The 24837-nt window shown below is 58.5% G+C and carries 17 protein-coding genes, 1 pseudogene and 1 CRISPR repeat array; of the genes and pseudogenes, 10 read left to right on the forward strand and 8 right to left on the reverse strand.

Annotated elements, in window-relative coordinates; genetic code table 11:
- Positions 1 to 59 precede the first annotated feature (59 nt).
- Both macA and macB read left to right on the forward strand, forming a co-directional pair.
- A complete protein-coding gene (gene macA / locus QZ766_RS06195) occupies positions 60 to 1175 on the forward strand; it encodes a macrolide transporter subunit MacA (protein WP_297198860.1) in 1116 nt (371 codons plus the stop codon).
- Complete coding sequence (gene macB / locus QZ766_RS06200; protein ID WP_297198863.1) at positions 1172 to 3115, forward strand: macrolide ABC transporter ATP-binding protein/permease MacB; 1944 nt, start codon at positions 1172 to 1174, stop codon at positions 3113 to 3115. The genes macA and macB overlap by 4 nt, the downstream gene beginning before the upstream one ends.
- Before the next feature lie 68 nt (positions 3116 to 3183).
- Here macB and cspD read toward each other — a convergent pair whose 3' ends face one another.
- Positions 3184 to 3405 carry a cold shock-like protein CspD gene (gene cspD, locus QZ766_RS06205; protein ID WP_297198868.1) on the reverse strand — a complete coding sequence of 74 codons (222 nt, stop codon included), beginning with the start codon at positions 3403 to 3405 and terminating at the stop codon, positions 3184 to 3186.
- A 340-nt stretch (positions 3406 to 3745) separates the two neighbouring features.
- On the opposite strand from cspD, the gene clpS reads away from it, so the two are divergent.
- Positions 3746 to 4066, forward strand: a complete 321-nt coding sequence (clpS, locus tag QZ766_RS06210; protein ID WP_297198872.1) for an ATP-dependent Clp protease adapter ClpS — start codon at positions 3746 to 3748, stop codon at positions 4064 to 4066.
- A gap of 30 nt (positions 4067 to 4096) precedes the next feature.
- Complete coding sequence (gene clpA, locus QZ766_RS06215) at positions 4097 to 6373, forward strand: ATP-dependent Clp protease ATP-binding subunit ClpA (protein WP_297198875.1); 2277 nt, start codon at positions 4097 to 4099, stop codon at positions 6371 to 6373.
- Between the two features lie 179 nt (positions 6374 to 6552).
- Here the strand turns inward: clpA and QZ766_RS06220 are convergent, their stop codons facing one another.
- The 3 genes from QZ766_RS06220 to QZ766_RS06230 are packed head-to-tail and all read right to left on the reverse strand — an operon-like array spanning position 6553 to position 10102.
- Positions 6553 to 7950, reverse strand: coding sequence for a c-type cytochrome (locus tag QZ766_RS06220; protein WP_297198877.1), 1398 nt, complete (start codon positions 7948 to 7950; stop codon positions 6553 to 6555).
- Between the two features lie 13 nt (positions 7951 to 7963).
- Positions 7964 to 9553 (reverse strand): GMC family oxidoreductase, encoded by a 1590-nt coding sequence (locus QZ766_RS06225; RefSeq protein ID WP_297198880.1) that lies wholly within the window; start codon positions 9551 to 9553, stop codon positions 7964 to 7966.
- Positions 9554 to 9580: 27 nt separating this feature from the next.
- On the reverse strand, positions 9581 to 10102 hold the full coding sequence (locus QZ766_RS06230) for a sugar dehydrogenase complex small subunit (protein WP_297198883.1): 522 nt from the start codon (positions 10100 to 10102) through the stop codon (positions 9581 to 9583).
- Between the two features lie 305 nt (positions 10103 to 10407).
- Between QZ766_RS06230 and QZ766_RS06235 the strand changes: the two are divergent.
- Positions 10408 to 10608: pseudogene (locus QZ766_RS06235) on the forward strand (subtype I-F CRISPR-associated endonuclease Cas1); the annotation flags it as partial.
- On the forward strand, positions 10605 to 13850 hold the full coding sequence (gene cas3f / locus QZ766_RS06240; RefSeq protein WP_297198886.1) for a type I-F CRISPR-associated helicase Cas3f: 3246 nt from the start codon (positions 10605 to 10607) through the stop codon (positions 13848 to 13850). The pseudogene QZ766_RS06235 and the gene cas3f, both read left to right, overlap by 4 nt.
- Before the next feature lie 49 nt (positions 13851 to 13899).
- On the opposite strand, the gene QZ766_RS06245 is transcribed toward cas3f, so the two are convergent.
- On the reverse strand, positions 13900 to 14208 hold the full coding sequence (locus QZ766_RS06245) for a CcdB family protein (RefSeq protein WP_297198889.1): 309 nt from the start codon (positions 14206 to 14208) through the stop codon (positions 13900 to 13902).
- A 2-nt stretch (positions 14209 to 14210) separates the two neighbouring features.
- On the reverse strand, positions 14211 to 14450 hold the full coding sequence (locus QZ766_RS06250; RefSeq protein WP_297198892.1) for a type II toxin-antitoxin system CcdA family antitoxin: 240 nt from the start codon (positions 14448 to 14450) through the stop codon (positions 14211 to 14213).
- A gap of 214 nt (positions 14451 to 14664) precedes the next feature.
- On the opposite strand from QZ766_RS06250, the gene csy1 reads away from it, so the two are divergent.
- The 4 genes from csy1 to cas6f are packed head-to-tail and all read left to right on the forward strand — an operon-like array spanning position 14665 to position 18479.
- On the forward strand, positions 14665 to 15969 hold the full coding sequence (gene csy1, locus QZ766_RS06255; protein ID WP_297198895.1) for a type I-F CRISPR-associated protein Csy1: 1305 nt from the start codon (positions 14665 to 14667) through the stop codon (positions 15967 to 15969).
- Complete coding sequence (csy2, locus tag QZ766_RS06260; RefSeq protein ID WP_297198898.1) at positions 15966 to 16904, forward strand: type I-F CRISPR-associated protein Csy2; 939 nt, start codon at positions 15966 to 15968, stop codon at positions 16902 to 16904. The genes csy1 and csy2 overlap by 4 nt, the downstream gene beginning before the upstream one ends.
- A 10-nt stretch (positions 16905 to 16914) precedes the next feature.
- Complete coding sequence (csy3, locus tag QZ766_RS06265) at positions 16915 to 17916, forward strand: type I-F CRISPR-associated protein Csy3 (protein ID WP_297198900.1); 1002 nt, start codon at positions 16915 to 16917, stop codon at positions 17914 to 17916.
- A gap of 8 nt (positions 17917 to 17924) precedes the next feature.
- A complete protein-coding gene (gene cas6f / locus QZ766_RS06270) occupies positions 17925 to 18479 on the forward strand; it encodes a type I-F CRISPR-associated endoribonuclease Cas6/Csy4 (RefSeq protein WP_297198904.1) in 555 nt (184 codons plus the stop codon).
- A gap of 189 nt (positions 18480 to 18668) precedes the next feature.
- Positions 18669 to 19236: direct repeats of the CRISPR family, unit length 28 nt; unit sequence GTTCACTGCCGTGCAGGCAGCTTAGAAA.
- 90 nt (positions 19237 to 19326) lie between these two features.
- Here cas6f and nifJ read toward each other — a convergent pair.
- Together nifJ and QZ766_RS06280 are read right to left on the reverse strand one after the other, a co-directional pair.
- Positions 19327 to 22911: a pyruvate:ferredoxin (flavodoxin) oxidoreductase gene (gene nifJ, locus QZ766_RS06275; RefSeq protein WP_297198907.1), complete on the reverse strand. Its 3585-nt coding sequence runs from the start codon at positions 22909 to 22911 to the stop codon at positions 19327 to 19329.
- Positions 22908 to 24542 (reverse strand): NAD(P)-binding protein, encoded by a 1635-nt coding sequence (locus tag QZ766_RS06280; protein WP_297198910.1) that lies wholly within the window; start codon positions 24540 to 24542, stop codon positions 22908 to 22910. Before QZ766_RS06280 ends, nifJ begins: the two co-directional genes overlap by 4 nt.
- Positions 24543 to 24837: the final 295 nt, after the last annotated feature.

A 24837-nucleotide genomic window follows, 5' to 3' on the forward strand; every position in this document is an offset into this window, starting at 1 on the left:
TAGCCCGTTTATACAAGGTTGAAATTTGTCTTTTACCTATACCGACACACAGGGATTTTATGCGCACTGGAGTTAAGTTTAAGAAGCGGTATCTGTTGGCAATAGCGATTCTGCTGGTTGTGGCAATTACGGTCTGGCGATCGCTGAACGCGCCGCAGCCGGTATATCAGACGCTGATAGTGCGCCAGGGCGACCTGGAACGAAGCGTGATGGCCACCGGCAAGCTCGACGCCCTGCGCAAAGTGGACGTTGGCGCGCAGGTCAGCGGTCAGTTAAAGACCCTGTCGGTGAGTATTGGCGACAAGGTGAAAAAAGATCAGCTGCTCGGGGTTATCGATCCCGATCAGGCGGAAAACCAGATCAAAGAGGTCGAGGCGACGCTGATGGAACTGCGCGCCCAGCGCATGCAGGCGCTGGCCGAACGCCGGCTGGCCCAGGTCACCCTGTCGCGAAATCAGCAGCTGGTGGGCAAGCACCTGGTCTCTCAGCAGGAGCTGGACACGGCATCGACGGATCTCGCGGTCAAAGAGGCGCAAATCGGCACCATTGACGCGCAGATCAAGCGCAATCAGGCCTCGCTGGATACCGCAAAAACCAATCTGGACTATACCCAAATCGTGGCGCCGATGGCCGGGGAAGTCACCCAAATCACTACGCTGCAGGGCCAGACGGTCATCGCCGCCCAGCAGGCGCCGAACATCCTGACGCTGGCGGATCTCAGCACCATGCTGGTGAAGGCCCAGGTTTCCGAAGCGGACGTTATCCACCTTCATCCCGGTCAGCGCGCCTGGTTTACGGTGCTCGGGGATCCGCTCACCCGCTACGAGGGCACGCTGAAAGATATTCTGCCCACGCCGGAAAAAGTGAACGACGCCATCTTTTACTACGCCCGTTTCGAAGTGCCGAACCCGAACGGTGTGCTGCGCCTGGAGATGACCGCCCAGGTGCATATCCAGCTCGACGGCGTCAAAAACGTGCTGACGATCCCGCTGTCGGCGCTGGGCGAGCCCGTCGGCGATAGCCGCTACAGCGTGCGCCTGCTGCGCAACGGCGATGTCAAAACTCGCGAGGTTACCCTCGGTAGCCGCAATGATACCGAGGTTGTTGTCGTGAAGGGGCTGGATGCGGGAGACGAGGTGATTACCGGCGAAAGCCGCAGCGGGGCCGCGCAGTGACCGCGCTGTTAGAGCTGCGCGACGTTCGCCGCAGCTATCCCTCCGGGGACGGCAGCGTCGAGGTGCTGAAAGGCATTTCGCTTACCGTTAACGCCGGAGAGATGATCGCGATTATCGGCGCTTCCGGCTCGGGTAAATCGACCCTGATGAATATTCTCGGCTGTCTGGATAAGGCCTCCAGCGGCAGCTATCGGGTGGCCGGTGCTGATGTTGCAACGCTCGACGGCGACGCGCTGGCCCGCCTGCGGCGCGAGCACTTCGGTTTTATCTTCCAGCGCTATCACCTGCTGTCGCACCTGACCGCGGCCCAGAACGTTGAGATCCCGGCGGTCTACGCCGGCACCGAGCGGCGTCAGAGGCTGGCGCGGGCGAGGGCGCTTTTGCAGCAGCTCGGGCTTGACGCGCGCCAGGATTATCAGCCTTCCCAGCTTTCAGGCGGCCAGCAGCAGCGGGTCAGTATCGCCCGTGCCCTGATGAACGGCGGGCAGGTGATCCTGGCGGATGAACCTACCGGCGCGCTGGACACCCGATCCGGCGAAGAAGTAATGGCTATCCTGCACCAGCTTAAGGCGCAGGGACATACGGTGATTATCGTCACCCACGATCCGACGGTAGCGGCGCAGGCGGAGCGGATCGTCGAGATCCGCGACGGGGAAATTATCAGCAACCCGCCGCCGGGCGCGCCGTCGCAGGCCGTGCCTGAAAAAATGGTCGCGGGCAGCGAGCCCGGCTGGCGTCAGCTGCTGGGCGGCTTTCGCGAAGCGCTGGCGATGGCCTGGCGGGCGCTGTCGGCCAACAAGATGCGTACTCTGCTGACGATGCTCGGCATTATTATCGGCATCGCCTCGGTAGTCTCAATCGTAGTGGTAGGCGACGCGGCGAAGCAGATGGTGCTGGCGGATATTCGCGCCATTGGCACCAACACCATCGACGTCTATCCCGGAAAAGATTTTGGCGACGACGAGCCGCAGTACCAGCAGGCGCTGAAATATGACGATTTGCTGGCTATCCAGAAGCAGCCCTGGGTGCGCTCGGCGACGCCGGCTGTCTCGAAAAGCCTGCGCCTGCGCTACAACAATATCGACGTCTCCGCCAGCGCCGAGGGCGTGGGTGCACAGTATTTTAACGTCTACGGCATGACCTTTAGCGAAGGAAACACCTTCAACGAGGTGCAGCTCAACGACCGTGCGCAGGTGGCAGTACTGGACAGCAATACCCGCCGGCAGCTTTTTCCCGATAAAGCCAGCGTCGTAGGGCAGGTGATTCTGGTGGGGAATATTCCGGTGACGGTGATCGGCGTTGCCGATGAGAAGCCCGGCATGTTCGGCAGTAGCAAGCTGCTGCGGGTCTGGCTGCCTTATACCACCATGGCGGGCCGGGTCATGGGCCAGTCGTGGCTGAACTCGATTACCGTACGGGTAAATGAGGGCTACGACAGCGCGCTGGCCGACAGGCAGATTATCCAGCTGTTGAGCCTGCGCCACGGTAAAAAAGATGTCTTTACCATGAATATGGACAGCATCCTGAAAACCGCCGAGCGCACCACCCACACGCTGCAGCTGTTTTTAACATTAGTGGCCATTATCTCGCTGGTGGTTGGCGGTATTGGCGTAATGAATATTATGCTGGTATCTGTCACCGAGCGGACCCGGGAAATCGGCATCCGCATGGCGGTGGGTGCCCGTGCCAGCGACGTGCTGATGCAGTTTCTGATTGAGGCGGTGCTGGTGTGTCTGGTGGGCGGCGCGCTGGGCGTTAGCCTGTCGCTGATGATTGCCTTTACGCTGCAGCTGTTTCTGCCGGACTGGGGCATTGGCTTTTCCCCGCTGGCGCTGCTGATGGCGTTTATCTGCTCAACCTTAACCGGCGTGCTGTTTGGCTGGCTGCCGGCGCGCAATGCCGCACGGCTCGATCCGGTGGAGGCGCTGGCCCGCGAGTGATGAAAATAAAAATGCCAGTCTACGGGACTGGCATTTTAGCGGCGGGATAGTCAGAATGAACCCTGGCGTCAGGCGGCTGTTGCCGCCTCAACGGGTACAATCACGCTGGCGTGATTACCCTTTGGGCCCTGATGAATATCAAACTGAACGGCTTGCCCGGCCTTTAGCGTTCTGTAGCCATCCATCTGGATGGTTGAGTAATGGGCGAATATGTCTTCGCCGCCGCCTTCGGGGCAGATAAATCCAAACCCTTTGGCATTGTTAAACCACTTAACAGTACCCATTTCCATACTTCGACATCCTTCGTAAAACCAGTAATCAGATGGAATGAAACGGTGGCGGATCCGGGGATTGTTCAAAACCTCGCCAGATCTCGCTGTTCAATTTAGAGAAATCAGGCATCGGGTCAAGAGTCAGGGAGCGAGTTTTGGCGAAGAATTCATCAAAATTTGAACCAGTTAACGCTATTGCTTAGAGTGTGATGTACGTCGCGAATCGCGCTCTTGATGATGTAAATAGCAGTAATAGAAGATAGTTATCTACACTTACTGTAGATTGGATTTATGTACAGGCTTTGGCTCGTGACAGGAGGTCTTCCGCTAAAGCTGCAACTGAAGATGACAACTGATAATGGGTAATACGCGGGATTGGCTGGATTTTGACCAGCTGGCGGAAGACAAAGTGCGTGATGCGCTACAGCCGCCGTCGATGTATAAGGTAATACTGCTTAATGACGACTACACTCCGATGGAGTTTGTTATTGACGTGTTACAAAAATTCTTTTCTTATGATGTAGAGCGTGCAACGCAGCTGATGCTTACGGTTCACTATCAGGGTAAAGCGATTTGCGGGGTCTTCACCGCCGAAGTGGCAGAGACCAAAGTCGCGATGGTGAACAAATATGCCAAGGAGAATGAGCATCCGCTGTTGTGTACGCTGGAACAGGCCTGAATACAGGCAATAAAATTGGGGGAGGTGCCTATGCTCAATCAAGAACTGGAACTCAGTTTAAACATGGCTTTCGCCAGAGCGCGCGAGCACCGTCATGAGTTTATGACCGTCGAGCATTTGCTGCTGGCACTGCTCAGCAACCCATCCGCCCGCGAAGCGCTGGAAGCCTGCTCCGTGGATCTGGTGGCGCTGCGTCAGGAACTCGAAGCCTTCATCGAACAGACCACGCCCGTACTGCCGGCCAGTGAAGAGGAGCGCGACACGCAGCCGACGCTCAGCTTCCAGCGCGTTCTGCAGCGCGCGGTCTTTCACGTCCAGTCCTCTGGCCGCAGCGAAGTCACCGGCGCGAACGTGCTGGTTGCCATCTTCAGCGAGCAGGAGTCACAGGCGGCCTACCTGCTGCGTAAACACGAAGTGAGCCGCCTTGACGTGGTTAACTTCATCTCTCACGGCACGCGTAAAGACGAGCCGAGCCAGTCTTCCGATGCCGGAAGCCAGCCCAACACTGAAGAGCAAGCAGGCGGGGAGGAACGGATGGAGAACTTCACGACTAACCTCAATCAACTTGCTCGCGTCGGCGGCATCGATCCGCTTATCGGGCGCGATAAAGAGCTGGAGCGCGCGATTCAGGTGCTGTGCCGCCGCCGGAAAAATAACCCGCTGCTGGTGGGCGAGTCCGGCGTAGGTAAAACCGCCATTGCGGAAGGTCTGGCCTGGCGTATCGTCCAGGGCGACGTGCCGGAAGTGATCGCCGACTGCACCATCTACTCGCTGGACATCGGTTCGCTGCTGGCGGGCACGAAATACCGCGGCGATTTCGAGAAGCGTTTTAAAGCGCTGCTGAAACAGCTGGAGCAGGACACGAACAGCATCCTGTTTATTGATGAGATCCACACCATCATTGGTGCCGGTGCGGCTTCCGGCGGCCAGGTGGATGCGGCAAACCTGATTAAACCGCTGCTCTCCAGCGGTAAGATTCGGGTAATGGGCTCCACCACTTATCAGGAATTCAGCAACATTTTCGAAAAAGACCGCGCCCTGGCGCGTCGCTTCCAGAAAATTGACGTGACTGAACCGTCGGTCGAAGAGACCGTGCAGATAATTAACGGCCTCAAGCCGAAGTATGAAGCCCACCACGACGTGCGCTATACCGCGAAAGCGGTGCGCGCGGCGGTGGAGCTGGCGGTTAAATACATTAACGATCGCCACCTGCCGGACAAAGCGATTGACGTTATCGACGAAGCGGGTGCCCGCGCTCGCCTGATGCCGGTGAGCAAGCGCAAGAAAACTGTCAACGTGGCGGACATCGAATCCGTGGTCGCTCGCATCGCACGCATCCCGGAGAAGAGCGTCTCCCGCAGCGACAGAGACACGCTGAAGAGCCTTGGCGATCGCCTGAAAATGCTGGTCTTTGGCCAGGACAACGCTATCGAGGCGCTGACCGAAGCCATCAAGATGAGCCGCGCGGGCCTGGGTCAGGATCATAAACCGGTAGGTTCGTTCCTGTTTGCCGGACCAACCGGCGTCGGGAAAACCGAGGTCACCGTTCAGCTGTCGAAAGCGCTGGGTATCGAGCTGCTGCGCTTTGATATGTCTGAATATATGGAGCGCCACACCGTAAGCCGCCTGATTGGCGCGCCTCCGGGCTATGTGGGCTTCGATCAGGGCGGCCTGCTCACCGATGCGGTTATCAAGCATCCGCACGCGGTGCTGCTGCTGGATGAAATCGAGAAGGCGCATCCGGACGTGTTCAACCTGCTGCTGCAGGTGATGGATAACGGGACGCTCACCGATAACAACGGCCGCAAGGCGGACTTCCGCAACGTGGTGCTGGTGATGACCACCAACGCCGGCGTGCGCGAAACCGAGCGTAAATCCATCGGCCTGATCCACCAGGATAACAGCACCGATGCGATGGAAGAGATCAAGAAGATCTTTACGCCGGAGTTCCGCAACCGCCTCGACAACATTATCTGGTTCGATCACCTCTCTACCGAGGTTATCCATCAGGTGGTGGATAAGTTCATCGTCGAACTGCAGGTGCAGCTGGATCAGAAGGGCGTATCGCTGGAAGTCAGCCAGGAAGCTCGCGACTGGCTGGCGGAGAAAGGCTACGACCGCGCAATGGGTGCCCGTCCGATGGCGCGCGTGATTCAGGACAACCTGAAAAAACCGCTCGCCAACGAGCTGCTGTTCGGCACGCTGGTGGACGGCGGGCAGGTAACCGTAGGCCTCGACGCGAAAGATAACGCGCTGACCTACGACTTCCAGGCCGCGCAGAAGCGCAAAACGGAAGCCGCACACTAGTTTAGCAATGTGATGTTGATGTCGTTGGAGCCGGGCGAAAGCCCGGCTTTTTTATGCCCGGGTTTTACGAATGCGCCGATCTTTTACGCAGTTCTAGCCGGTTGGCCTGAAGACATGAGCATAAAAAACCCGCCGTAGCGGGTTTTGTAATGTAATTGCCATTTGGCCTGTGCGGAAATCTACTTCTTCTTACGCAACCGCAGTAGTCCGAACAGCACCAGCAGGATGATGAATGCGCCGCCGCCTGTCAGATAATTAACGTAGCGCACGATAAAGGGAACTTCGCCCCCGCTGCGCCAGGTATTTACCTGGTCAACCGTTACCGGTTCCTTGATATGACCAAACTGACTGCGCACATAGCTGCTGACCGCTGCAATCTGGGCATTACTCATCTGCTGACCAAATGCGGGCATGCTGACATCGCTGTCGCTGCCCTTGCGATGCAGACCTTCGCTGACCGCCATCACCAGGTTTTGCGCGGTTGGACCAGAAACTGCGCTATTACTGGTTAAAGAAGGATAAAAGTTGTCTTTTGTTCCCTGGCCTTCAATGCCGTGGCAGCTGGCGCACGCGCCGTTATAAAGTACAGCTCCATCGGTGCCTGAACTGTCTGCCAGCGAAGACTGGCTGCCCTGTCCGCTAATAACCCGGTTGATATCTGTCTGCGCCGGGGCCTCTTTTGAAACCTCTGCAACTGATGTTGTAATGGCAGGAACCTGTTTCAGCCACACTGCGATTGCGTTCAAATCATCATCGCTGAGATAGCGGAAGCTGTGCTCCACGGCTTCCCCCATTGGCCCGGCTGCCTGAGCTTTACCAGCAACGTGACCTGTTTTCAGGTAAGTGACGATCTCTTTCCCGCTCCAGTCACCAATGCCGCTTTTATCCGGCGTAATATTTGGCGCATACCAGCCGCCTAGCGGACCGCCGGACAGGTATTTATCGTTCTCTTCGGCCATCATCATATTGCGCGGCGTGTGGCAGGTGCCGCAGTGCCCCAGCACATCGACCAGATATTTGCCGCGATTGAGCTCGACCGAACCACCTTTCAAATTTTCAAAAGGTTTATCACTGCGATAAAGCAGGTTCCAGCCCCACATTATCTGGCGGATATTGAACGGGAAGCCGAGCTGCGTCTTGTCCTCTGCCGCATCATCAACAGGCTTAACACCCTGCATAAAATAAACATAAAGCGCGTGAATATCATCATCAGTCATGCCGTGAAAGGCGGTGTATGGCATGGCTGGATATAAATTACGACCGTCTGCTGCAACCCCTTTACGTACCGCATCGGCAAACTGTTTTTCAGTGTAGCTCCCAATCCCAAATTGCTTTGACGGGGTGATATTGCTGGCAATAATTCTCCCCATCGGCGAGTCAATCGCGTAACCCCCGGCGTAAGGCTTACCGTCTTCGTGGGTCTGCCGATGGCAGGCGCCGCAGTCGGCTGCGATAGCGATGTATTCCCCGCGTTTAATCAATTCGTTAGTGGATGTATCGGCGGCCTGGGCAGGTATAGCGCCGTAAAGTCCTGCCATCAGCGCAGCAGCGGTTAAAAATTTGAAATGCATGTCCATGATTTTCCTCTGCTCAAATCTCTTTATCGATGATTTCAGCCGCTCTGATACTGAGCGCGACGCCCGTTAATGTTGGATTTATTACGCCTGAGGCAGGAATAACGCCTGTGGTCGCGAGGAACAAATTGCTGTGATCCCAGGTTCGGCATTCATGATTAACAACTGAATCTTTCTGACTGTCGCCCATAATCACTGTACCCATCAGATGATCGCGATTTTGCCAGCCGGTATTATCTTCAATGACAGTGCCGCCCATAAGATTTACAAACCTCTTATAATCGGCGTCTACCACGCTTTTAGCGGCTTTAACGTAGTCATCGACTTCGTAATGTACCGTCAGCATTGGAATACCCAGCGCATCCTTGCGGGTGGTGCTGGGACGAACCGTATTCGTTGCATGCGGCAGAATTTCAAATACCGTTGAGATATCTACCCAGCGTGCGGCCTGATGGCGAATTTGCTTATCGAGTTCTGTGCCGATGACGCCTTGCGCAATCAAACGCTGTGCGACCGCCATATTTGGCACGTTATTGGACAATGCATGTTTAATAGCCGCGTGGCGTTTACGAAAATCGCCATCGCGGTAGTTAAAGATCCCACCTTGCTGAACGGCACCCCGGCCGGGCCACACGGGTTCATCGGCTAAAAACTGGCACCCCATGCCGGTGTGATCCATCAGGTTACGCCCCACCTGATCGGAACTGTTTGCGACGTCGGAAATCAGCAGCAGCTTCGGCGTCTCAAGTCCGTGGGCAGCAATGATAAAATACTTAGCTGTCAGTCGCTTGTCTTCACCTTTAGAATTGCGAACGTGCACGGCAACAATGTTATTGTCCGCGCCTTTTTCAAGTTTCCAGGCGGTAGCATCGGTGAGCAATTGTGCGCCGGCATCTTCCGCGTGCTGCGCATGTTTGTCACCGCTGTACATTGAACCAATTGGGCATACCGGCATGCAGTTGTTATTGCCGCTGCACGCGGGGCGACCATCGTAGGGACGCGTGGCCCGACCGTTTGGTTCATGAATAAAATGATATCCCGCGGGGCTGAGGCGACTTTTCAAGCGTTGAAACAGATAAGTTTCTCCTTCAGGCTCCATTGGATAAGGCTTCGAGCGCGGCGGGAAAGGTTGACCTGCCTGACCACTCTGATCGTCAGTATTGCTGCCGCAAACCCCCAGCGCTTCCTCGGCCTTCTGGTAATAGGGTTCGAGCTGATCGTAATCCATTGGCCAGTCGCGACCTACCCCGTACAGAGTTTTGAGCTTCATGTCGTTAGGAAGATAGCGCCAGCAGGCGGCTGCCCAGTGCCAGGTTGTCCCGCCGACCAGTTTCAACATGCCGGGGCGAAAATCAAACGAACCTGTGTTTTCGATGTACTGCTCATCGTATGAGTGGTGTGCCCAGGGCTCATTAGGATAAGGCGAGTTGTAGTTGCCTTTTTTAGATGAATTACGGAAGTTTTCGACAATTTTCCAGCGGGGAATTTTTTCACCTGCTTCAAGAATTATCACCGAGCGGCCCTTAGCGGCCAGGGTATGAGCTGCATTGCTGCCTAGCGCACCCGAGCCGACGACGATAACGTCGGCATCATATTGTTTAGTCATTTCTGGCTCACATAAATAGCAAAGGAATTAATCATTTTTTATTGTTGCTGGAGGCTGGGTCCAGTAATTGGTATGGCCGCGGGAATAGGTCGGAATTACGGTGGCGTCAATTGTTGGGGCATACATCAGCGCGTCGGTGTAAGTGACAAAACGAGTGTTATCTACCGCCCGCAAAGCAACGGGCTTACCGGTAAAGCCCAAATACCATGCGGAAATAATTTTTTTAGCGGTAGCGCCAGTTAACGTATCGGACATGATTGGATGACCATTAAGCCGATCGGCATCGGTAATGCCCGCGTTGGAGAGCGCTTTTACCAACTCCTGCATTTTAGACGGAAAGGTCGCATCTTCTTCGCTCAGGCAGTTCAGGGCGCGCTGACTTACCAACTGACTGAGTTGCTTACGTCCGGTAAGAAGGCACGAGAGTGTGTAAAAAGTAGCGGTATCGCTGCTCTCTGCGGGCGATGCGGCCCACGAAAGAAGCGGATTGAGCGCGGCAAATCCTGTCAAATAAGCGCCGGACTTAAGAAGTTGTCTTCTCGTTAACATCGAATAAACCTTTTATATTGATAATGTTATTTATTTGATGCCAATTACATGGGTTTGTATATGTAAATATGAATAAATTTAGTATCGGCTTGATGAAAAACATATTTACTGACATTGGTTAGCATCTCTTTCGCACAGCAACTATTTGACCCCACGCGTGCTTCAGTGCTACCACTGCCTTTCAGGAAAAAGCGCGTCGCACCAGGAGGGAACTCATGCCAAACCTGACTCCAAATGAAAAGATTATTCTCTCCGTCAAAAGGGCCAATATTTATCGCTACGAACAAGGTTACGCTTCATCGAGCGGCGGCCTGGTTTTTGATATCGCCGATATTATTAAAGACGCGATTGTCATGCCACAGGCCTTTATTTCCGCCGCACAGGGAGATGACGCTCAGGCCTTTCCCCAGCGCTGTATTGACAACTTCCAGCAGACAGAAGCGCTGGATACCATGATTGTCACGCTTCAGGAAACGGCCTCCGCTATTGCAGGAGCGAGCCTGTGAACGTGCTGATTATCTCCCAATGTACTAAACGCGCCAGGGAAGAAACCTGTCGGATTGTCGACCAGTTTGCGGAGCGGGCAGGCAACGGCGCATGGCAAACGGCCATCACTCAGGAAGGTCTCGCTACGCTGCGCAAGCTGCTGCGCAAAAGCGCGCGCCGCAATACGTCTGTCGCCTGTCACTGGTTAAAGAAAAGCGGCCAGAGCGAGCTGCTGTGGATAGTCGGCAGCCCGCGTCGTTTCAACGCGCAGGGAAGAGTGCCCGTACACCGCAGTGCCCGGCCGGCCTGGCGGTCCGACGGCGAGCACCGCTGGCAGTGCGCGGAAAGCATGGCGCTGCTGGCCGCAGTTGCGGGACTGTTCCACGACTTCGGCAAGGCCAGTAAAGGATTTCAGGACACGTTGCAGGGGGAGACTGAATATACTTTTCAACCGTGGCGCCATGAGTGGATCTCCCTGCGGCTGTTTCAGGCCTTTGTGGGAGAGAGCAGCGATGAGCAGTGGCTGGCGAAGCTGAGTGGTGTCTCACCGCAGGATGAGCCGGATTTACTCGCCCGCCTGATTGCGGATGATACCGCGTCATCCAGCCCTTTTAGCACGCTGCCCGCCGCGGCAAGGGTAGTCGCCTGGCTGATCTTATCCCACCACCGCCTGCCTGAAAATTTTTTCTCCGAGAGCCAGGAATCTCTTGAAAACAGTGAAACCTGGCTGGTGAATCAGCTCAACGCGGACTGGAACTCCAAAAATCATCGTAAGAAATGGCCACGAGAGGAACTCAGCAGCAGCTGGCTCTTCCCGTTTGGTACGCCGCTGCGCAGCAGGACCTGGTGCGATAAAGCGCATCAGATTGGCAAGCGCATAAACAGCGCCGTCGGATTTGCGCAGTGGGCAGCGATGGATCAGCTGTTTACGCTGCACATGGCGCGCTTCTCGCTGATGCTGGCCGATCATTACTACTCCTCAGGGCCGGCGCAGTCAAAATGGCAGGACCCGGACTATCTCCCCTGGGCCAACAGCGATCGCCAGACCCGGACGCTTAAGCAGCGCGTTGATGAACATCTGTGCGGCGTGTCCCATCATGCCCTGCTGATTGGGCGGCAGCTGATGCGGGCCCGGGTTTCGCTACCCTCTATTGCGCGCCATAAAGGCTTTCGCCAGCGCGCCAGCGACCCACGCTTTCAGTGGCAAAATCGGGCCTGGGACTGCGCGGTGGCGCTGCGTGATAAGAGCCGCGAGGAGGGATTCTTCGGCGTCAATATGGCTTCCACCGGCTGCGGAAAAACCTTTGCCAACGCCCGAATTATCTATGCACTCTCCGACGAGCAGGAGGGCTGCCGCTTTACCGTTGCCCTCGGCCTGCGCACGCTGACCCTGCAGACCGGCGAGGCGCTACAGTCGAAGCTCGGGCTGGAAGAAGACGATCTGGCAGTGCTGATCGGATCGCAGGCGGTGACCCGGCTCTGGAAAGAGCAAAAGGCGCAGGATGTTGATAAAGACACCGACAGTGCCTCGGCAGAGGCGTTTGACGACGCGCAGCAGTATCTGCGTTATGAAGGTAGCCAGCAGGCCGGCGCGCTGCATACGTGGCTGCAGCACGATCCCGCCACGGCGGCGCTGGTCAGCGCGCCGATTCTGGTCTCTACGATCGATCATCTGATTTCCGCCACCGAAGGCGTGCGCGGCGGTAAGCAGCTGCCCGGGATGCTGCGCCTGCTGACAGCCGATCTGGTGCTGGATGAGCCGGACGACTTTGATATCGATGATTTACCCGCGATCTGTCGGCTGATGAACTGGGCGGGCATGCTGGGCACCCGGGTTTTGCTCTCGTCCGCAACGCTGCCCCCTGAACTGGTTCAGGCGCTATTTGCCGCCTATCGCGAGGGGCGGCAAATCTGGAATACCTCCTGCGGTGGAGCAACGCAGGAGACCAACATTTGCTGCGCCTGGTTTGACGAGGCGGGCACGCATGCTGAGCAGATCGCCAGCGAAAGCGGGTTTGAGCAGGGCCACGAGAAGTTTGTGAAGGCCCGAGCGCAAATGCTGGCGGACAGGCCGCGGCTGCACGCCGGTCGCATCGCGTCGGTGGAGGCCGCGTCGACGGCAAAAGAGGCAGTATTCGATGCCGTGGCCCGCGCGGTTCATCGTGAGATGCTAACCCTGCATCAGGAGCACCACGCGGTGTCCCCCGATGGCAAAACTGCCTCCTTTGGGCTGGTTCGCTTTGCCAATATCAATCCGCTGGCGGCGGTGGGAAAACGCCTGCTGGCGATCCCTTCCCCTGACGATTTCTGCATCCACTACTGCTTTTATCACGCCCGCCACCCGCTGGCGGTGCGCTCGGCTATTGAAAGCAGGCTCGATCGCGTCTTTAACCGCCACCGGCCTGACGATATCTGGCAAGATCCTGACGTTATGGCTGCACTCGCCGATCGGCCGGAAAAACACCACCTGTTCGTGGTGCTCGGCACCTCCGTTATGGAGGTTGGGCGCGACTGGGACGCCGACTGGGGGATCATCGAGCCAAGCTCGATGCGCTCCATTATCCAGTTTTCCGGACGGGTGCAGCGCCACCGCCAGCGCCTGCCCAACGCGGAAAACATAGTGATTCTGAGCCAAAATATTCGGGCGCTGCGAGGCGAGAGGCCGGCGTTCTGCAAGCCCGGCTTTGAGGACAGCCGACACCGCTTTTCCGGGCACGACATGCGCAAGCTGTTACCGGCGTCGGGTTATCAGGCCATTAACGCTCTGCCGCGCATTTTGCCGCTAAGCAAAGGCAATCCACTGGCCGCTCTTGAACATACCCGGCTGCAGCACGCGCTGCTGCAGCCGCAAGATTATGCGAAGAATGAAAAGCCGACCGCCGCCAGCTGGTGGCGCCTGCCGCTGACCTGGAATGGCTATCTGCAGCGGCGAACGCCTTTCCGTGCTTCGCAAATAGAGGCGACACTTTTTTTACATATGCAGGAAGAGGACAGCGAGCCGCGATTTTTTTACCGCACGGCGTCCGGGCACCTGAAAGAGGACTGCCCGTGCTATGAGCCCGTTACCGCTGCCGGGGGCGTGGCTCCCTGGGGTGAAGTGGACTACAGGCAGGCGCTGCTGGAATTGTCAGATAAGCTGGAGCTGGATATTGCGCAGGTGGGGGGGCGGTTTGCGGAAGTTCGGCTGCCGGTTAGCGGCGATGAAGATTCGCTGTCGGACTGGTCCTACCACCCGTGGCTGGGAGTGTATCGCGCCCTCTGAGGGAGGGCTGCCGGTGCCTTTAAATCATAAGATAATGAGCGATAAATAGCTAAAACCCGTCGATGATGAAATCCAGCGCGGCTCTGATGCGTTGGCGGTAGGGCGCAGCGCTCATGACCTCTTCACCCAGTTGAGAAAGTCTTATCGAGGCCATTTCATGCGTCATGACCAGATAATCTTCACCCTCAACCGTCAGCGTAGGTGTAAGACGTCGGGCGGGTGAATGTGATAAGCCTGAAAGAGGGTAGAGTGGGATCGCTAATCGAGTGTGAAGTTCATCGATAATGTCACTCTGAATATCCAGCAGGTACGGATAGGCCGAGTGACTGTTTTTGTTGCGATAAACAACGTATTGCATTGTTAAAACGTCCTGTAATCATCAGAAAGAAGGCCGTGTTCTTCTGTAATGCGATTGAGCTCTTCCACTGCCGCTCGGTTTTCTTGTTTCCAGCGTTCAACGCCTTTGGCGCTGATTTCCTGCTCCAGGGCTTCGGTGAGGAGAGCGGAAAGATTAATTCCGGCCTCGCGAGCCTGCTGCAGTAGCGCGGGTTCTAGCGTTACGCTGATGGTTTTTTTGTGTCTGACATTTAAACCGGGCATTTCGCTCTCCTTCTCAACACGTGTACTGAACATGGGTAATTAGTATGGGTAAAACCTTATACAAAGGCAAATATTCATTTTTTTCTATTTAGTTAAGGATAAACAATGGGTTGTGAACTATTTACCTCAGGCGTAATCTTTTAAGGGCCTTAACGCATTCAAACAATATCGAAACTGACGCAGGGCAAAATATTTCATCAAGGAGGTAACAACGTTGGAACAGGAAAACCTCATCACCTTTATCACCGGCTTTATTGCTGACCGAAGGCAGACGAAAGCCGAGGCCTTCGAGAAAGAAGCGCAGAAGCGCCTGGCCCAGGGCGAGCCGCTGTCGGCGATCGCCGAAGAGCGTCAGGCGCTGGAGGAGCGTTACCGGTCCCGGGCCTGGCTGGCGGACGCGGCCCGGCGCGCGGGGCAGATTAGCCTGGTTACCCACGCGGCAAAATTTACCCACGGCGATGCCAAAAGCAGCAGCCTGTATAGCGAAACCACCGCCGCTGACGGATACCTCACCACCTCATCGCTCACAACGCTTTCTGCCGATGCCGTCGGCAACGCCGCCGCGCTGGACGTGGCAAAGCTGCTGCAAACGGAGGTCGACGGCGACTCCCTGCTGGCCTGCCTGCGGCGCGGCGATCGCCAGCCTCTCAAAGCCTTCGCTGAAAACGACGCCGAACTTGCCCTGTGGGTGGAGGGCTTTGAAAAAGCCCTCACCGCCGGAGAGCCCGCCTCCCACAAGCTTGCCAAACAGGTCTATTTTCCGGTGGACGGCGGCTATCACCTGCTGAATCCGCTGTTCGCCACCTCGCTTGCCCACGCCGTGCAGGCCAATATCCTCGACGCGCGGTTTGGCGAAGCGGCGAAGGAGGCGCGAACCGCGCGCAGGGAAAAACGGCAGCATCCGGAGCCGGTGGTTTTCTATCCGAACCTGGCGGAAATGCATTTTGGCGGTACCAAGCCGCAGAATATCTCCGCCCTTAACAGCGCCCGCGGCGGCAGGATGTCGCTGCTCCCCGCAGCTCCGCCGGTCTGGACCCCGCAGCACGCCGCGCCAAGAAATCTGCGGTCTGTTTTTGCCGCGCGCGGCGATTTCAGCAGGCAGGCGCGGCCGGTATTGATGCGGCTTACCCACCGGCTCAACAAACCGGGCGGAAAGGATACCCGGCAGGCCCGCGATGGCTATATTGACGAGCTTATCGACATGCTTTTCGTTCACGCCGCCGCTTTCCAGCAGGAGGCCTGGCAGGGCTGGTCAGCAGACAATCCGGAGCTGCCCAGACATCAGCAGCTGTGGCTCGACCCGTGGCGCGGCGAGTCTGACGCCGCCTTTCGCGCCGAGCGCGAGAGCGGCGACTGGCAGGCGCAGGTGGCGGAAGACTTTGCCCGCTGGCTAAACCAGAGCCTCAAAAAAGCGCAGCTTGATGTGGGCAGCGTTGAGCGGCGCGAGTGGCGTACCCGGCCGCTGTTTCGCGGCCGCATGCGCGAAATGGACGCTATTTTGCAGGAGGTCATGAGATGAGCTATCTGATCCTGCTGCCCCACCTGCGCATTGAAAATGCCAACGCCGTTGCCGGCCTGACGTGGGGATTTCCCGCCATTACCCACTTTCTCGGCTACACCCACGCGCTGTCGCGCAGGCTCGAATCCGCTGACGGGCTGGTGCTGGAAAGCTGCGCCGTTATCTGCCACGAGCATCAGGTACACGCCCATTCGTCCGGACGCGACTATCAGTTTGCTCTGACCCGCAACCCGCTAACCAAAGAGGGGAAAACCGCGTCGTTTAATGAAGAGGGGCGCATGCACCTCACCGTTTCTCTGCTGATCGAGTGCCGCGGCGAAATTCTTAACGGCGAGTACGGCAAAAACGCGCTGGCAGAAAAGCTGAAACATCTTTGCCCAAGCCACAAGCTGGCCGGGGGAACGATTACCGGGATGCGCGAGCCGCGGATCTTTGACTATCCCGGCGACGACGGGGCGCTGCGCAAGATCCTCTGGCGCCTGATGCCGGGATTTGCGCTCTGCGATCGCAGCGAGTGGCTGGAGGAGCATCACCGCGCCCTGCGCCAGCAGCGGCCGGAGGCCACGCTGCTGGAGGCATGGCTTGACTTCGCGGCGCTGAAGTATCGGGCCAGCGACGAGGGCGGCGATGATGGTGAGGTCGAGTGGCTGTACCAGCCTAAACCCAACCCGGGCTATCTGGTGCCGCTGATGTGCGGCTACCAGCGTATTTCACCGCGCTATGCCCCTGGTACGGTAGCGAACGCCCGCGACGGCGAAACCCCTTTTGCGTTTGTCGAAGCGGCTTATGGCGTGGGCGAGTGGCGCAGCCTGCACCGCATCACCGATCTTCAGACGCTGCTCTGGCGATACAGCACCACCGACACCGGCTACTACTGCAAAGCAGCGCCGCTGCCGGAAGAGTTTACCTTTTACGAATTAGACGACCTGGAATAAGGACATAACAATGGCAAAGGCACCCACTTCAATCAAAACCGCTTCCGTCCTCGCGTTTGAACGCAAACTGGCCACCTCTGATGCAATGCTTTACGCGGGCCGCTGGCAGGGCGACACCTGGCAGCCGGTGACGCTGCAGGAGAAAGCCGTGCGCGGTACCATCTCCAACCGCCTGAAGAACACAATCGGCAACGATCCGGCAAAGCTTGACGCCGAGATCCAGAAAGCCAACCTCCAGCTGGTGGACACGGCAGCGCTTCCCGCCGATGCGGACACCCTGAAGGTGGTATTCACTCTGCGAGTGCTGGGCGATCTGGCAACGCCGTCGGTCTGTAATGACGTGGCCTATCAGGATGCCCTGCAGGCGGTCATCGGCGAATACGTCAGCGAAACCGGCTTTCACGAGCTGGCCTCCCGCTATGCGGCAAACCTGGCAAACGGCCGCTTCCTGTGGCGCAACCGCATCGGTGCTGAAGCCGTTCAGGTTAAGGTCAGCACCCAGGATGCTTCCTGGCAGTTTGATGGCCACGCCTATTCCCTGCGCAATTTCGAACAGCGGGACGAGTCGCTGCAGGCGCTGGCGAAGGTCATTGAAAGCGGCCTCAGCGGCGAAAGCTGGGTGATGCTGACCGTCGAGGCACAGGTTAAGCTCGGCGCCGGTCAGGAGGTCTTTCCGTCTCAGGAGCTGGTGCTCGATAGTAACAGCAAGAAGAGCCGGGTTCTCTATCAGGTCTCCGGCATCGCCGGGATCCACTCCCAGAAAATCGGCAATGCTATCCGCACCATTGACACCTGGCATCCCCGCGCCGACGAGCTGGGGGCGATCGCCGTTGAGCCCTACGGCTCGGTGACCAGCCGCGGTGTGGCCTGCCGTCAGCCAAAAGAGAAGCTTGATTTTTACACCCTGCTGGACAACTGGGTGACCAAAGGCGTCAAGCCGGATCTGGATCAGCAGCACTTCGTGATGGCGGTGCTGATCCGCGGCGGCGTCTTCGGTGAGAAAGGGGAGTAGCCGGGCCTATGGACAGCTACCTTGATATTCAGGTCCTGCCCGATCCCGAGTTCGGGGAGGATACGCTGATGGCGGCGCTGGTGGCGAAGCTGCACCGCGCGCTCGGGGCCAGAGGCAAAGGCGATATCGGCATCAGCCTCCCGGAGCACGGCGTCAAGCCGGGCGCCCGGCTGCGGTTACACGGTACCGCTGCGGCGCTGCAGGCGCTGGAGGAGAGTAACTGGCGCAAAGGCCTGCGGGACTACTGCACCTGCACCGGTATCGCTGCCGTACCGGCCGTTACCCGCTGGCGCACCGTAAGCCGCGCGCAGGCCAAAAGCAGTCCGCAGCGCCTGCTGCGCCGCTCGGTGAAGAAGGGCTGGATAACTCAGCAGGAAGCCGACCAGCGCGTGCGCGACATGCGCCCGCAAACGCTAAGTTTGCCCTATCTGAACCTGACCAGCCTCTCCACCCGGCAGCCGTTCCGCCTGTTTATCCTTCACGGAGAACTTCAGGCGACCCCCGTTGCCGGAACGTTCAGCAGCTACGGGCTGAGCCCGACAGCGACGATCCCCTGGTTTTAGGTGCGATAGCCGTCGGATCACCGGCGGCTTTTTACCGCCTTAAACGCTAATGGCGTAAACCCTTTTTCTTGGTGGTTCGCTAAGTTTTTGATTTTTAGTGGTACAAAAGGAGGGGGAAAAAAGAGGGGTAAGGAGGCTAATTGTGGTTTTTTTCTATTGAGAACAGGTGAATGTGGTATTTTTCTTCCAGTTCACTGCCGTGCAGGCAGCTTAGAAAACGCCACAGGCTCGCTGTCCAGTGCGGCCAGCGTTCACTGCCGTGCAGGCAGCTTAGAAACATCAGTGCCGTTACCGGCCAGCCTGACAGCTGTTCACTGCCGTGCAGGCAGCTTAGAAAGCCTGCAAATGGATGGCGGCATGTGGGTAAATGTTCACTGCCGTGCAGGCAGCTTAGAAAAGGCAGACGGCGCGTAGCTGTTCCTCCCGCCAGTTCACTGCCGTGCAGGCAGCTTAGAAATTTCCTCGCAAACGCGCTTTCTAACTTCCGCCGTTCACTGCCGTGCAGGCAGCTTAGAAAATCTGCCCGAACGAGCGCAGGGAGGTTATGAAGTTCACTGCCGTGCAGGCAGCTTAGAAACACCTCGTGATATAGGATTTCAGCTCGATAGCGTTCACTGCCGTGCAGGCAGCTTAGAAAGACATGTCAGCGTACAGCTCGTAATTACTGCTGTTCACTGCCGTACAGGCAGCTTAGAGATCTGACAGCCGGGTAAAGGCGCTGTCGATGCGGTTCACTGCCGTACAGGCAGCCTAAAAACACTCCTCCCCAGCGCCATCCACCCCACACCCAAACAAATGGGACAGCCCCCGCTGTCCCATTAATCACTAACTCACTCTCTCCCTCAACTCATCGCCGCGCGTCCGGGTGGAAGGTGCTTGCCGGTCGGGTCGCCAGGTTCTCGTAGGTCGCCCATTTCTGGTGGGCAACCTCCTGGGCGATCGCCATCAGGCGCTCCGCTTCCTCGGGATGCTGCTGCATCAGCGCCATAAAGCGCGTTTCGTGGCGGCGATACTCGTACAGCGGGATCGTCGGGCGCAGATTATCGAGGGTGAACGGGTTGCTGCCGTTTTCGCGCAGCACCGGATTGTAGCGCACCAGCGGCCAGTGGCCGGAGGCCACCGCGCGCTGCTGCTGCTCCAGCCCCTGGGTCATGTCGATACCGTGGGCGATGCAGTGGCTGTAGGCGACAATCAGCGACGGACCCGGATAGGCCTCCGCCTCGCGCATGGCCTGCAGCGCCTGCTGGGGATTGGCCCCGAAGGCGATGCGCGCCACGTAGACGTTGCCGTAGGAGATGGCCTGCAGCACGATATCCTTCTTCGCCATGGTCTTGCCGCCGGCAGCAAAGCGGGCGATGGCCCCCAGCCGCGTCGATTTCGACATCTGGCCGCCGGTGTTGGAGTACACCTCGGTATCCATTACCAGAATGTTGATATCCCGGCCGGAGGCGAGGGCGTGGTCGAGGCCGGAGGAGCCAATATCGTAGGCCCAGCCGTCGCCGCCGACGATCCAGATCGAGCGGCGGATCAGGTGGTCGAGCATGCTGCGCAGGTTTTTGGCCTTCTCGGACTGGTCTGCTGCCAGCGTCTCTCTCACCTGCTGCAGACGCTGGCGCTGGCGGTGAATGTCGGACTCCACCTGCTGCGGCGCGTTGATAATCTCCTCCACCAGCGCTTCCCCAACCTTCGGAGCAAAGGCGCGCAGCACCTGCGCCGCCCGCTGCCGGTGGTGATCGGCGGTCAGCCGGAAGCCGAGACCGAATTCGGCGTTATCTTCGAACAGCGAGTTGGACCACGCCGGGCCTTTCCCGTCGCGGTTTTGCGACCACGGCGTGGTAGGCAGGTTGCCGCCGTAAATGGACGAGCAGCCGGTGGCGTTGGCTACCATCATCCGGTCGCCAAACAGCTGGGTCAGGGTTTTCAGGTAGGGGGTTTCGCCGCAGCCGGAGCAGGCGCCGGAGAACTCAAACAGCGGCTCCAGGTACTGCACGCCGCGAACGGTGGAAAAATCTATAGTCGAGCGTTCGGGCCACGGGATCGCCCGGAACCAGTCAAGCGCGGTTTTCTCCTCTTCCAGCACCGGCAGCTTGTCGACCATATTGATGGCGCGGATCGGCTCGCCCTGATCGTCCTGCGCCCGCACCGGGCAGGCGTTAACGCACAGTTCGCAGCCGGTGCAGTCCTGGGGATAGACCTGCAGGGTATAGCGGGTATCCGGGAAGCCGCGGGCGCTGATCGGCGCGCTTTTGAAGCTCTGCGGCGCGCCGTCGAGCAGGTCCTGGTGGTAAAACTTGGCGCGGATCGCGGCGTGCGGGCAGACAAACGAGCAGTTGCCGCACTGGATGCACAGATCTTCCCGCCATTGTGGGATGGTCAGGGCAATATCGCGCTTCTCCCACTGGCTGGTGGCGGTAGGCCAGGTGCCGTCCGCCGGGATCATTGATACCGGAATGCGGTCGCCGCGATCCTGCAGCATCTCGGCGGTCACCTCGCGAACGAACGCCGGGGCCTCGGGGGAGACGTGCCAGCCGGTATCGGCGCTGGCCTCAGTCTGAGCTGGAATAGTTACCCGGTGCAGATTTGCCAGCGCGGCGTCCACGGCGGCGAAGTTTTTCTCCACCACCGCCCGGCCCTTGCGCAGATAGCTCTTCTCGATGCTTTTCTTAATCAGCGCGATGGCGCGATCTTTTTCCATTACCTTCGACAGGGCGAAGAAGCAGGTCTGCATAATGGTGTTGATGCGCGTGCCCATGCCGTTATCGCGGGCAACGTCGGCGGCGTTGATCACGTACAGCGCAATATCTTTCTGCCGCAGCTGCTGCTGCACGCCGGCGGGCAGATGGTGCAGCACTTCGTCAGGGCCCCACGGGCTGTTCAGCAGGAAGGTGGCACCGGGCGCGGCGTAGGTCAGCAGATCCAGCGTTTCGATAAAGTTGAACTGGTGGCAGCCGATAAAGTTTGCCGAGCTTATCAGGTACGGCGAGTCGATAGGCGACGGCCCGAAGCGCAGGTGCGACGTGGTGCGCGACCCGGACTTTTTCGAGTCGTAGACGAAGTAACCCTGGGCGTGGTACTCCGGCAGCTCGCCGATGATCTTGATGCTGTTCTTGTTGGCCCCGACGGTGCCGTCTGCCCCGAGTCCGAAGAACAGGGCCCGCACCTGGTTATCCGGTTCGATGTGCCAGCTGTCGTCCCACGGCAGGCTGAGGTGCGTAACGTCGTCGTGAATGCCAATCGTGAAAAAGCGCTTCGCGCCGGGCTGCTGCTGCTGTTCGAGGACCGCCTTGACCATCGCTGGCGTGAACTCTTTTGACGACAGCCCGTAGCGGCCGCCGCTGAGGACGGGCAGCGTTGCCAGCGTACCCTGCTGCAGGGCGGCCACCAGCGCGCTAAGGGTATCGTGATACAGCGGCTCGCCGTTGGCGCCCGGCTCTTTGGTGCGGTCCAGTACCGTAACGTACCTGACTCCCGCGGGCAGGGCCTTGACCAGCGCTTCGGCGGGGAAGGGGCGATAGAGATGCACGGTGATAACCCCGTACCGTCCTCCCTGCGCGTTAAGCCGATCCACGGTCTGGCGAATGGTTGATGCCGCAGAGCCTATCACCACCAGCACGTGCTCCGCGCTCTGCGGGCCGTAATACTCCACCAGCCGGTAGCGCCGTCCGGTCAGCTGCGCGAAACGCGCCATGGTATTTTCAACAATGTCCGGCACCCGGTCGTACCAGGCGTTGACGCTCTCGCGCCCCTGGAAATAGGTATCGGGGTTCTGCGCTGTGCCGCGCATTATTGGCCGATCCGGATTCAGCGCCCGCTCGCGATGCTCGCGCACCAGCCGGTCGTCAATCATGCTGCGGATCTGCGCGTCGGTCAGGCGCGAGATCTTGTTCACCTCGTGCGAGGTGCGGAAGCCGTCAAAAAAGTGGATAAACGGAATGCGCGCCTCCAGCGTCGCCGCGTGGGCAATCATTGCCATATCCTGCGCCTGCTGTACTGTCGCGGCGCTGAGCATCGCAAAACCGGTGGTTCTGGCGGCCATCACGTCCTGATGATCGCCAAAGATAGAGAGCCCCTGCGCGGCCAGGGCGCGGGCGGCGACGTGAAATACCGCGGAGGTCAGCTCCCCGGCGATTTTATACATGTTCGGCAGCATCAGCATCAGCCCCTGAGAGGCGGTAAAGGTGGTGCTGAGCGCGCCGGCCTGCAGCGCGCCGTGGACGGTGCCGGCGGCGCCGCCCTCGTGCTGCATCTCCATGATGGTGGGAATGTCGCCCCAGATATTCGGTTCCTGCTTTGATGCCCATTCGTCCGCCAGCTCCGCCATGTTCGAGGAGGGCGTGATCGGATAAATGGCGCACACTTCACTGACTTTATAGGCAACCCAGGCGGCGGCTTCGCTGCCGTCCATCATCGCCATATGGGTGGTTTCACTCATGAGCGGCTCTCCTCTGCAACCATTTCAATCGCGTGACACGGGCACTGCTTAAAGCAGGCGGCGCAGCCGGTACACAAGCTGTAATCAAACTCGTAGCGCAGGCCTTTGCCGAGTTTGATCACCGCCCCTTCCGGGCAGGCGCCGTAGCAGCCGTCGCACTCAAAGCAGTTGCCGCACGAGTAGCAGCGCGCGGCTTCGTAGCGCGCCTGATCTGCCGTCAGACCGCCGATGATTTCGTCAAAGCCGGTGCGCGCTTCCGGGGCCATCACCGGCTGGCTTATGGCGTCGGCGTCGGTGTTGTACCAGAGGTGCAGGCCGGGATACTCCATCACCGGAACCGGCTCCGGCTTGTGGTAGGGACGATGGCGCAGCCAGCCGTCGATGTGGCGTGCCGCCTTCTTGCCGTGGCCGGTGGCGATGGTGACGGTGCGCTCGGAGGGCACCATGTCGCCCCCGGCGAAAATACCGGGCGCGCTGGTCATCATGTGCTCGTCCACGTCCACCACGCCGTCCTTGTGCAGCCGGATACCGGGAATGCGCTCCAGCACCGAAAGATCCACATCCTGCCCGAGGGCCAGGATCAGGCTGTCGGCATTCAGGGTCTCGAAACGGCCGGTGGGCTGCGGGCGGCCGTTTTCGTCCAGCGCCATTTCCTCGACCGTCATGGTGGTGCTGTCGATATTGCGGATGGTGCGCAGCCAGTTGATCTTCACCCCTTCTTCGATAGCTTCGTCGGCTTCAAAGGCGTGGGCGGGCATGTGATCCCGGTCGCGGCGGTAGATAATCATCACCTCTTCGGCCCCGAGGCGGCGGGCGGTGCGCGAGGCGTCCATTGCGGTGTTGCCGCCGCCGTAAATAGCCACGCGCCGCCCGAGCTTGGGCGCTTCACCGCGCTCAACGGCGGAGAGATAGCTTACCGCATCAAGAATTTTGCCCGCTTCCCGGGCGGGAATATCGACCTTCTTCGCCAGGTGCGCGCCGATAGCCATGAATACGGCATCAAAGCCGCCTGCCTCTTTTTCCGCCAGCACATCTTCCACTTTGTGGTTCAGCCGCAGCGTAACGCCCGCGGCGAGGATCTGATCTATCTCCTTGTCGAGCACGTCACGCGGCATGCGGTAGGCCGGAATGCCAAAGCGCATCATCCCGCCGGCCATCGGCCCCGCCTCGCGGATCTCCACCTCGTGGCCGAGGCGGCGCAGGTGCCAGGCGCAGGAGAGCCCGGAGGGGCCCGCGCCGATAATCAGCACGCGCTTGCCGCTGGGCCGGCTGTTCCATACCGGCTTCCAGCCATTTTGCAGCGCCATATCGCCGAGAAAGCGCTCCACGGCGTGGATGCTGACCGAGCGGTCTACCTGCGCGCGGTTGCAGCTGCTTTCGCAGGGGTGATAGCAGACGCGGCCGTGAACCGCGGGCATGGGATTATTTTCCACCAGGGTCTGCCACGCTTCCTGATAGCGGCCCTCCTGTGCCAGGGAGAGCCAGGCCTGAATATTCTCACCGGCCGGGCAGGCATGGTTGCAGGGAGGCAGCGAGTCCTGATAAACCGGCCTGTGTTCACGCACCGGCCCGGTGCCGGTATGCCCGGCAAGATCCGGCGGCAGCGTCATATCTTTTTTGAGTTTGTTCATAACATTGCTTATTTCTTATGGTTGTTATTAACAACGGGTTATTATTCTCCTCCGCGTGAAATATAAGTGATAACCACTATCATTTATATTTGGATGATAATCGAGGTGGTGATTTATCACCTCAATTATCAACGGAGGAAACGAAATTCAGACAATATTCATCGCTATAGTTATCGTTGGTTTCAGGAAGGTATGACAGGTATTTAATGATGCAAATCGTTAAAAGGGAATATGCTGAATACTGTCACTGTAAATCAAGCAAGCGCTGTGCCAGTAACAGATGAAGATTCGGCCT

Source organism: uncultured Pluralibacter sp., assembly GCF_913775985.1.
Lineage (GTDB): Bacteria > Pseudomonadota > Gammaproteobacteria > Enterobacterales > Enterobacteriaceae > Pluralibacter.

Coding starts and splice junctions, on each gene's coding strand:
- macA (WP_297198860.1), top strand. CDS start 60: ATGCGCACTGGAGTTAAGTTTAAGAAGCGGTATCTGTTGGCAATAGCG.
- cspD (WP_297198868.1), bottom strand. CDS start 3,405: ATGGAAATGGGTACTGTTAAGTGGTTTAACAATGCCAAAGGGTTTGGA.
- clpS (WP_297198872.1), top strand. CDS start 3,746: ATGGGTAATACGCGGGATTGGCTGGATTTTGACCAGCTGGCGGAAGAC.
- clpA (WP_297198875.1), top strand. CDS start 4,097: ATGCTCAATCAAGAACTGGAACTCAGTTTAAACATGGCTTTCGCCAGA.
- QZ766_RS06220 (WP_297198877.1), bottom strand. CDS start 7,950: ATGGACATGCATTTCAAATTTTTAACCGCTGCTGCGCTGATGGCAGGA.
- QZ766_RS06225 (WP_297198880.1), bottom strand. CDS start 9,553: ATGACTAAACAATATGATGCCGACGTTATCGTCGTCGGCTCGGGTGCG.
- QZ766_RS06230 (WP_297198883.1), bottom strand. CDS start 10,102: ATGTTAACGAGAAGACAACTTCTTAAGTCCGGCGCTTATTTGACAGGA.
- QZ766_RS06245 (WP_297198889.1), bottom strand. CDS start 14,208: ATGCAATACGTTGTTTATCGCAACAAAAACAGTCACTCGGCCTATCCG.
- QZ766_RS06250 (WP_297198892.1), bottom strand. CDS start 14,450: ATGCCCGGTTTAAATGTCAGACACAAAAAAACCATCAGCGTAACGCTA.
- csy2 (WP_297198898.1), top strand. CDS start 15,966: ATGAGCTATCTGATCCTGCTGCCCCACCTGCGCATTGAAAATGCCAAC.
- csy3 (WP_297198900.1), top strand. CDS start 16,915: ATGGCAAAGGCACCCACTTCAATCAAAACCGCTTCCGTCCTCGCGTTT.
- cas6f (WP_297198904.1), top strand. CDS start 17,925: ATGGACAGCTACCTTGATATTCAGGTCCTGCCCGATCCCGAGTTCGGG.
- nifJ (WP_297198907.1), bottom strand. CDS start 22,911: ATGAGTGAAACCACCCATATGGCGATGATGGACGGCAGCGAAGCCGCC.
- QZ766_RS06280 (WP_297198910.1), bottom strand. CDS start 24,542: ATGAACAAACTCAAAAAAGATATGACGCTGCCGCCGGATCTTGCCGGG.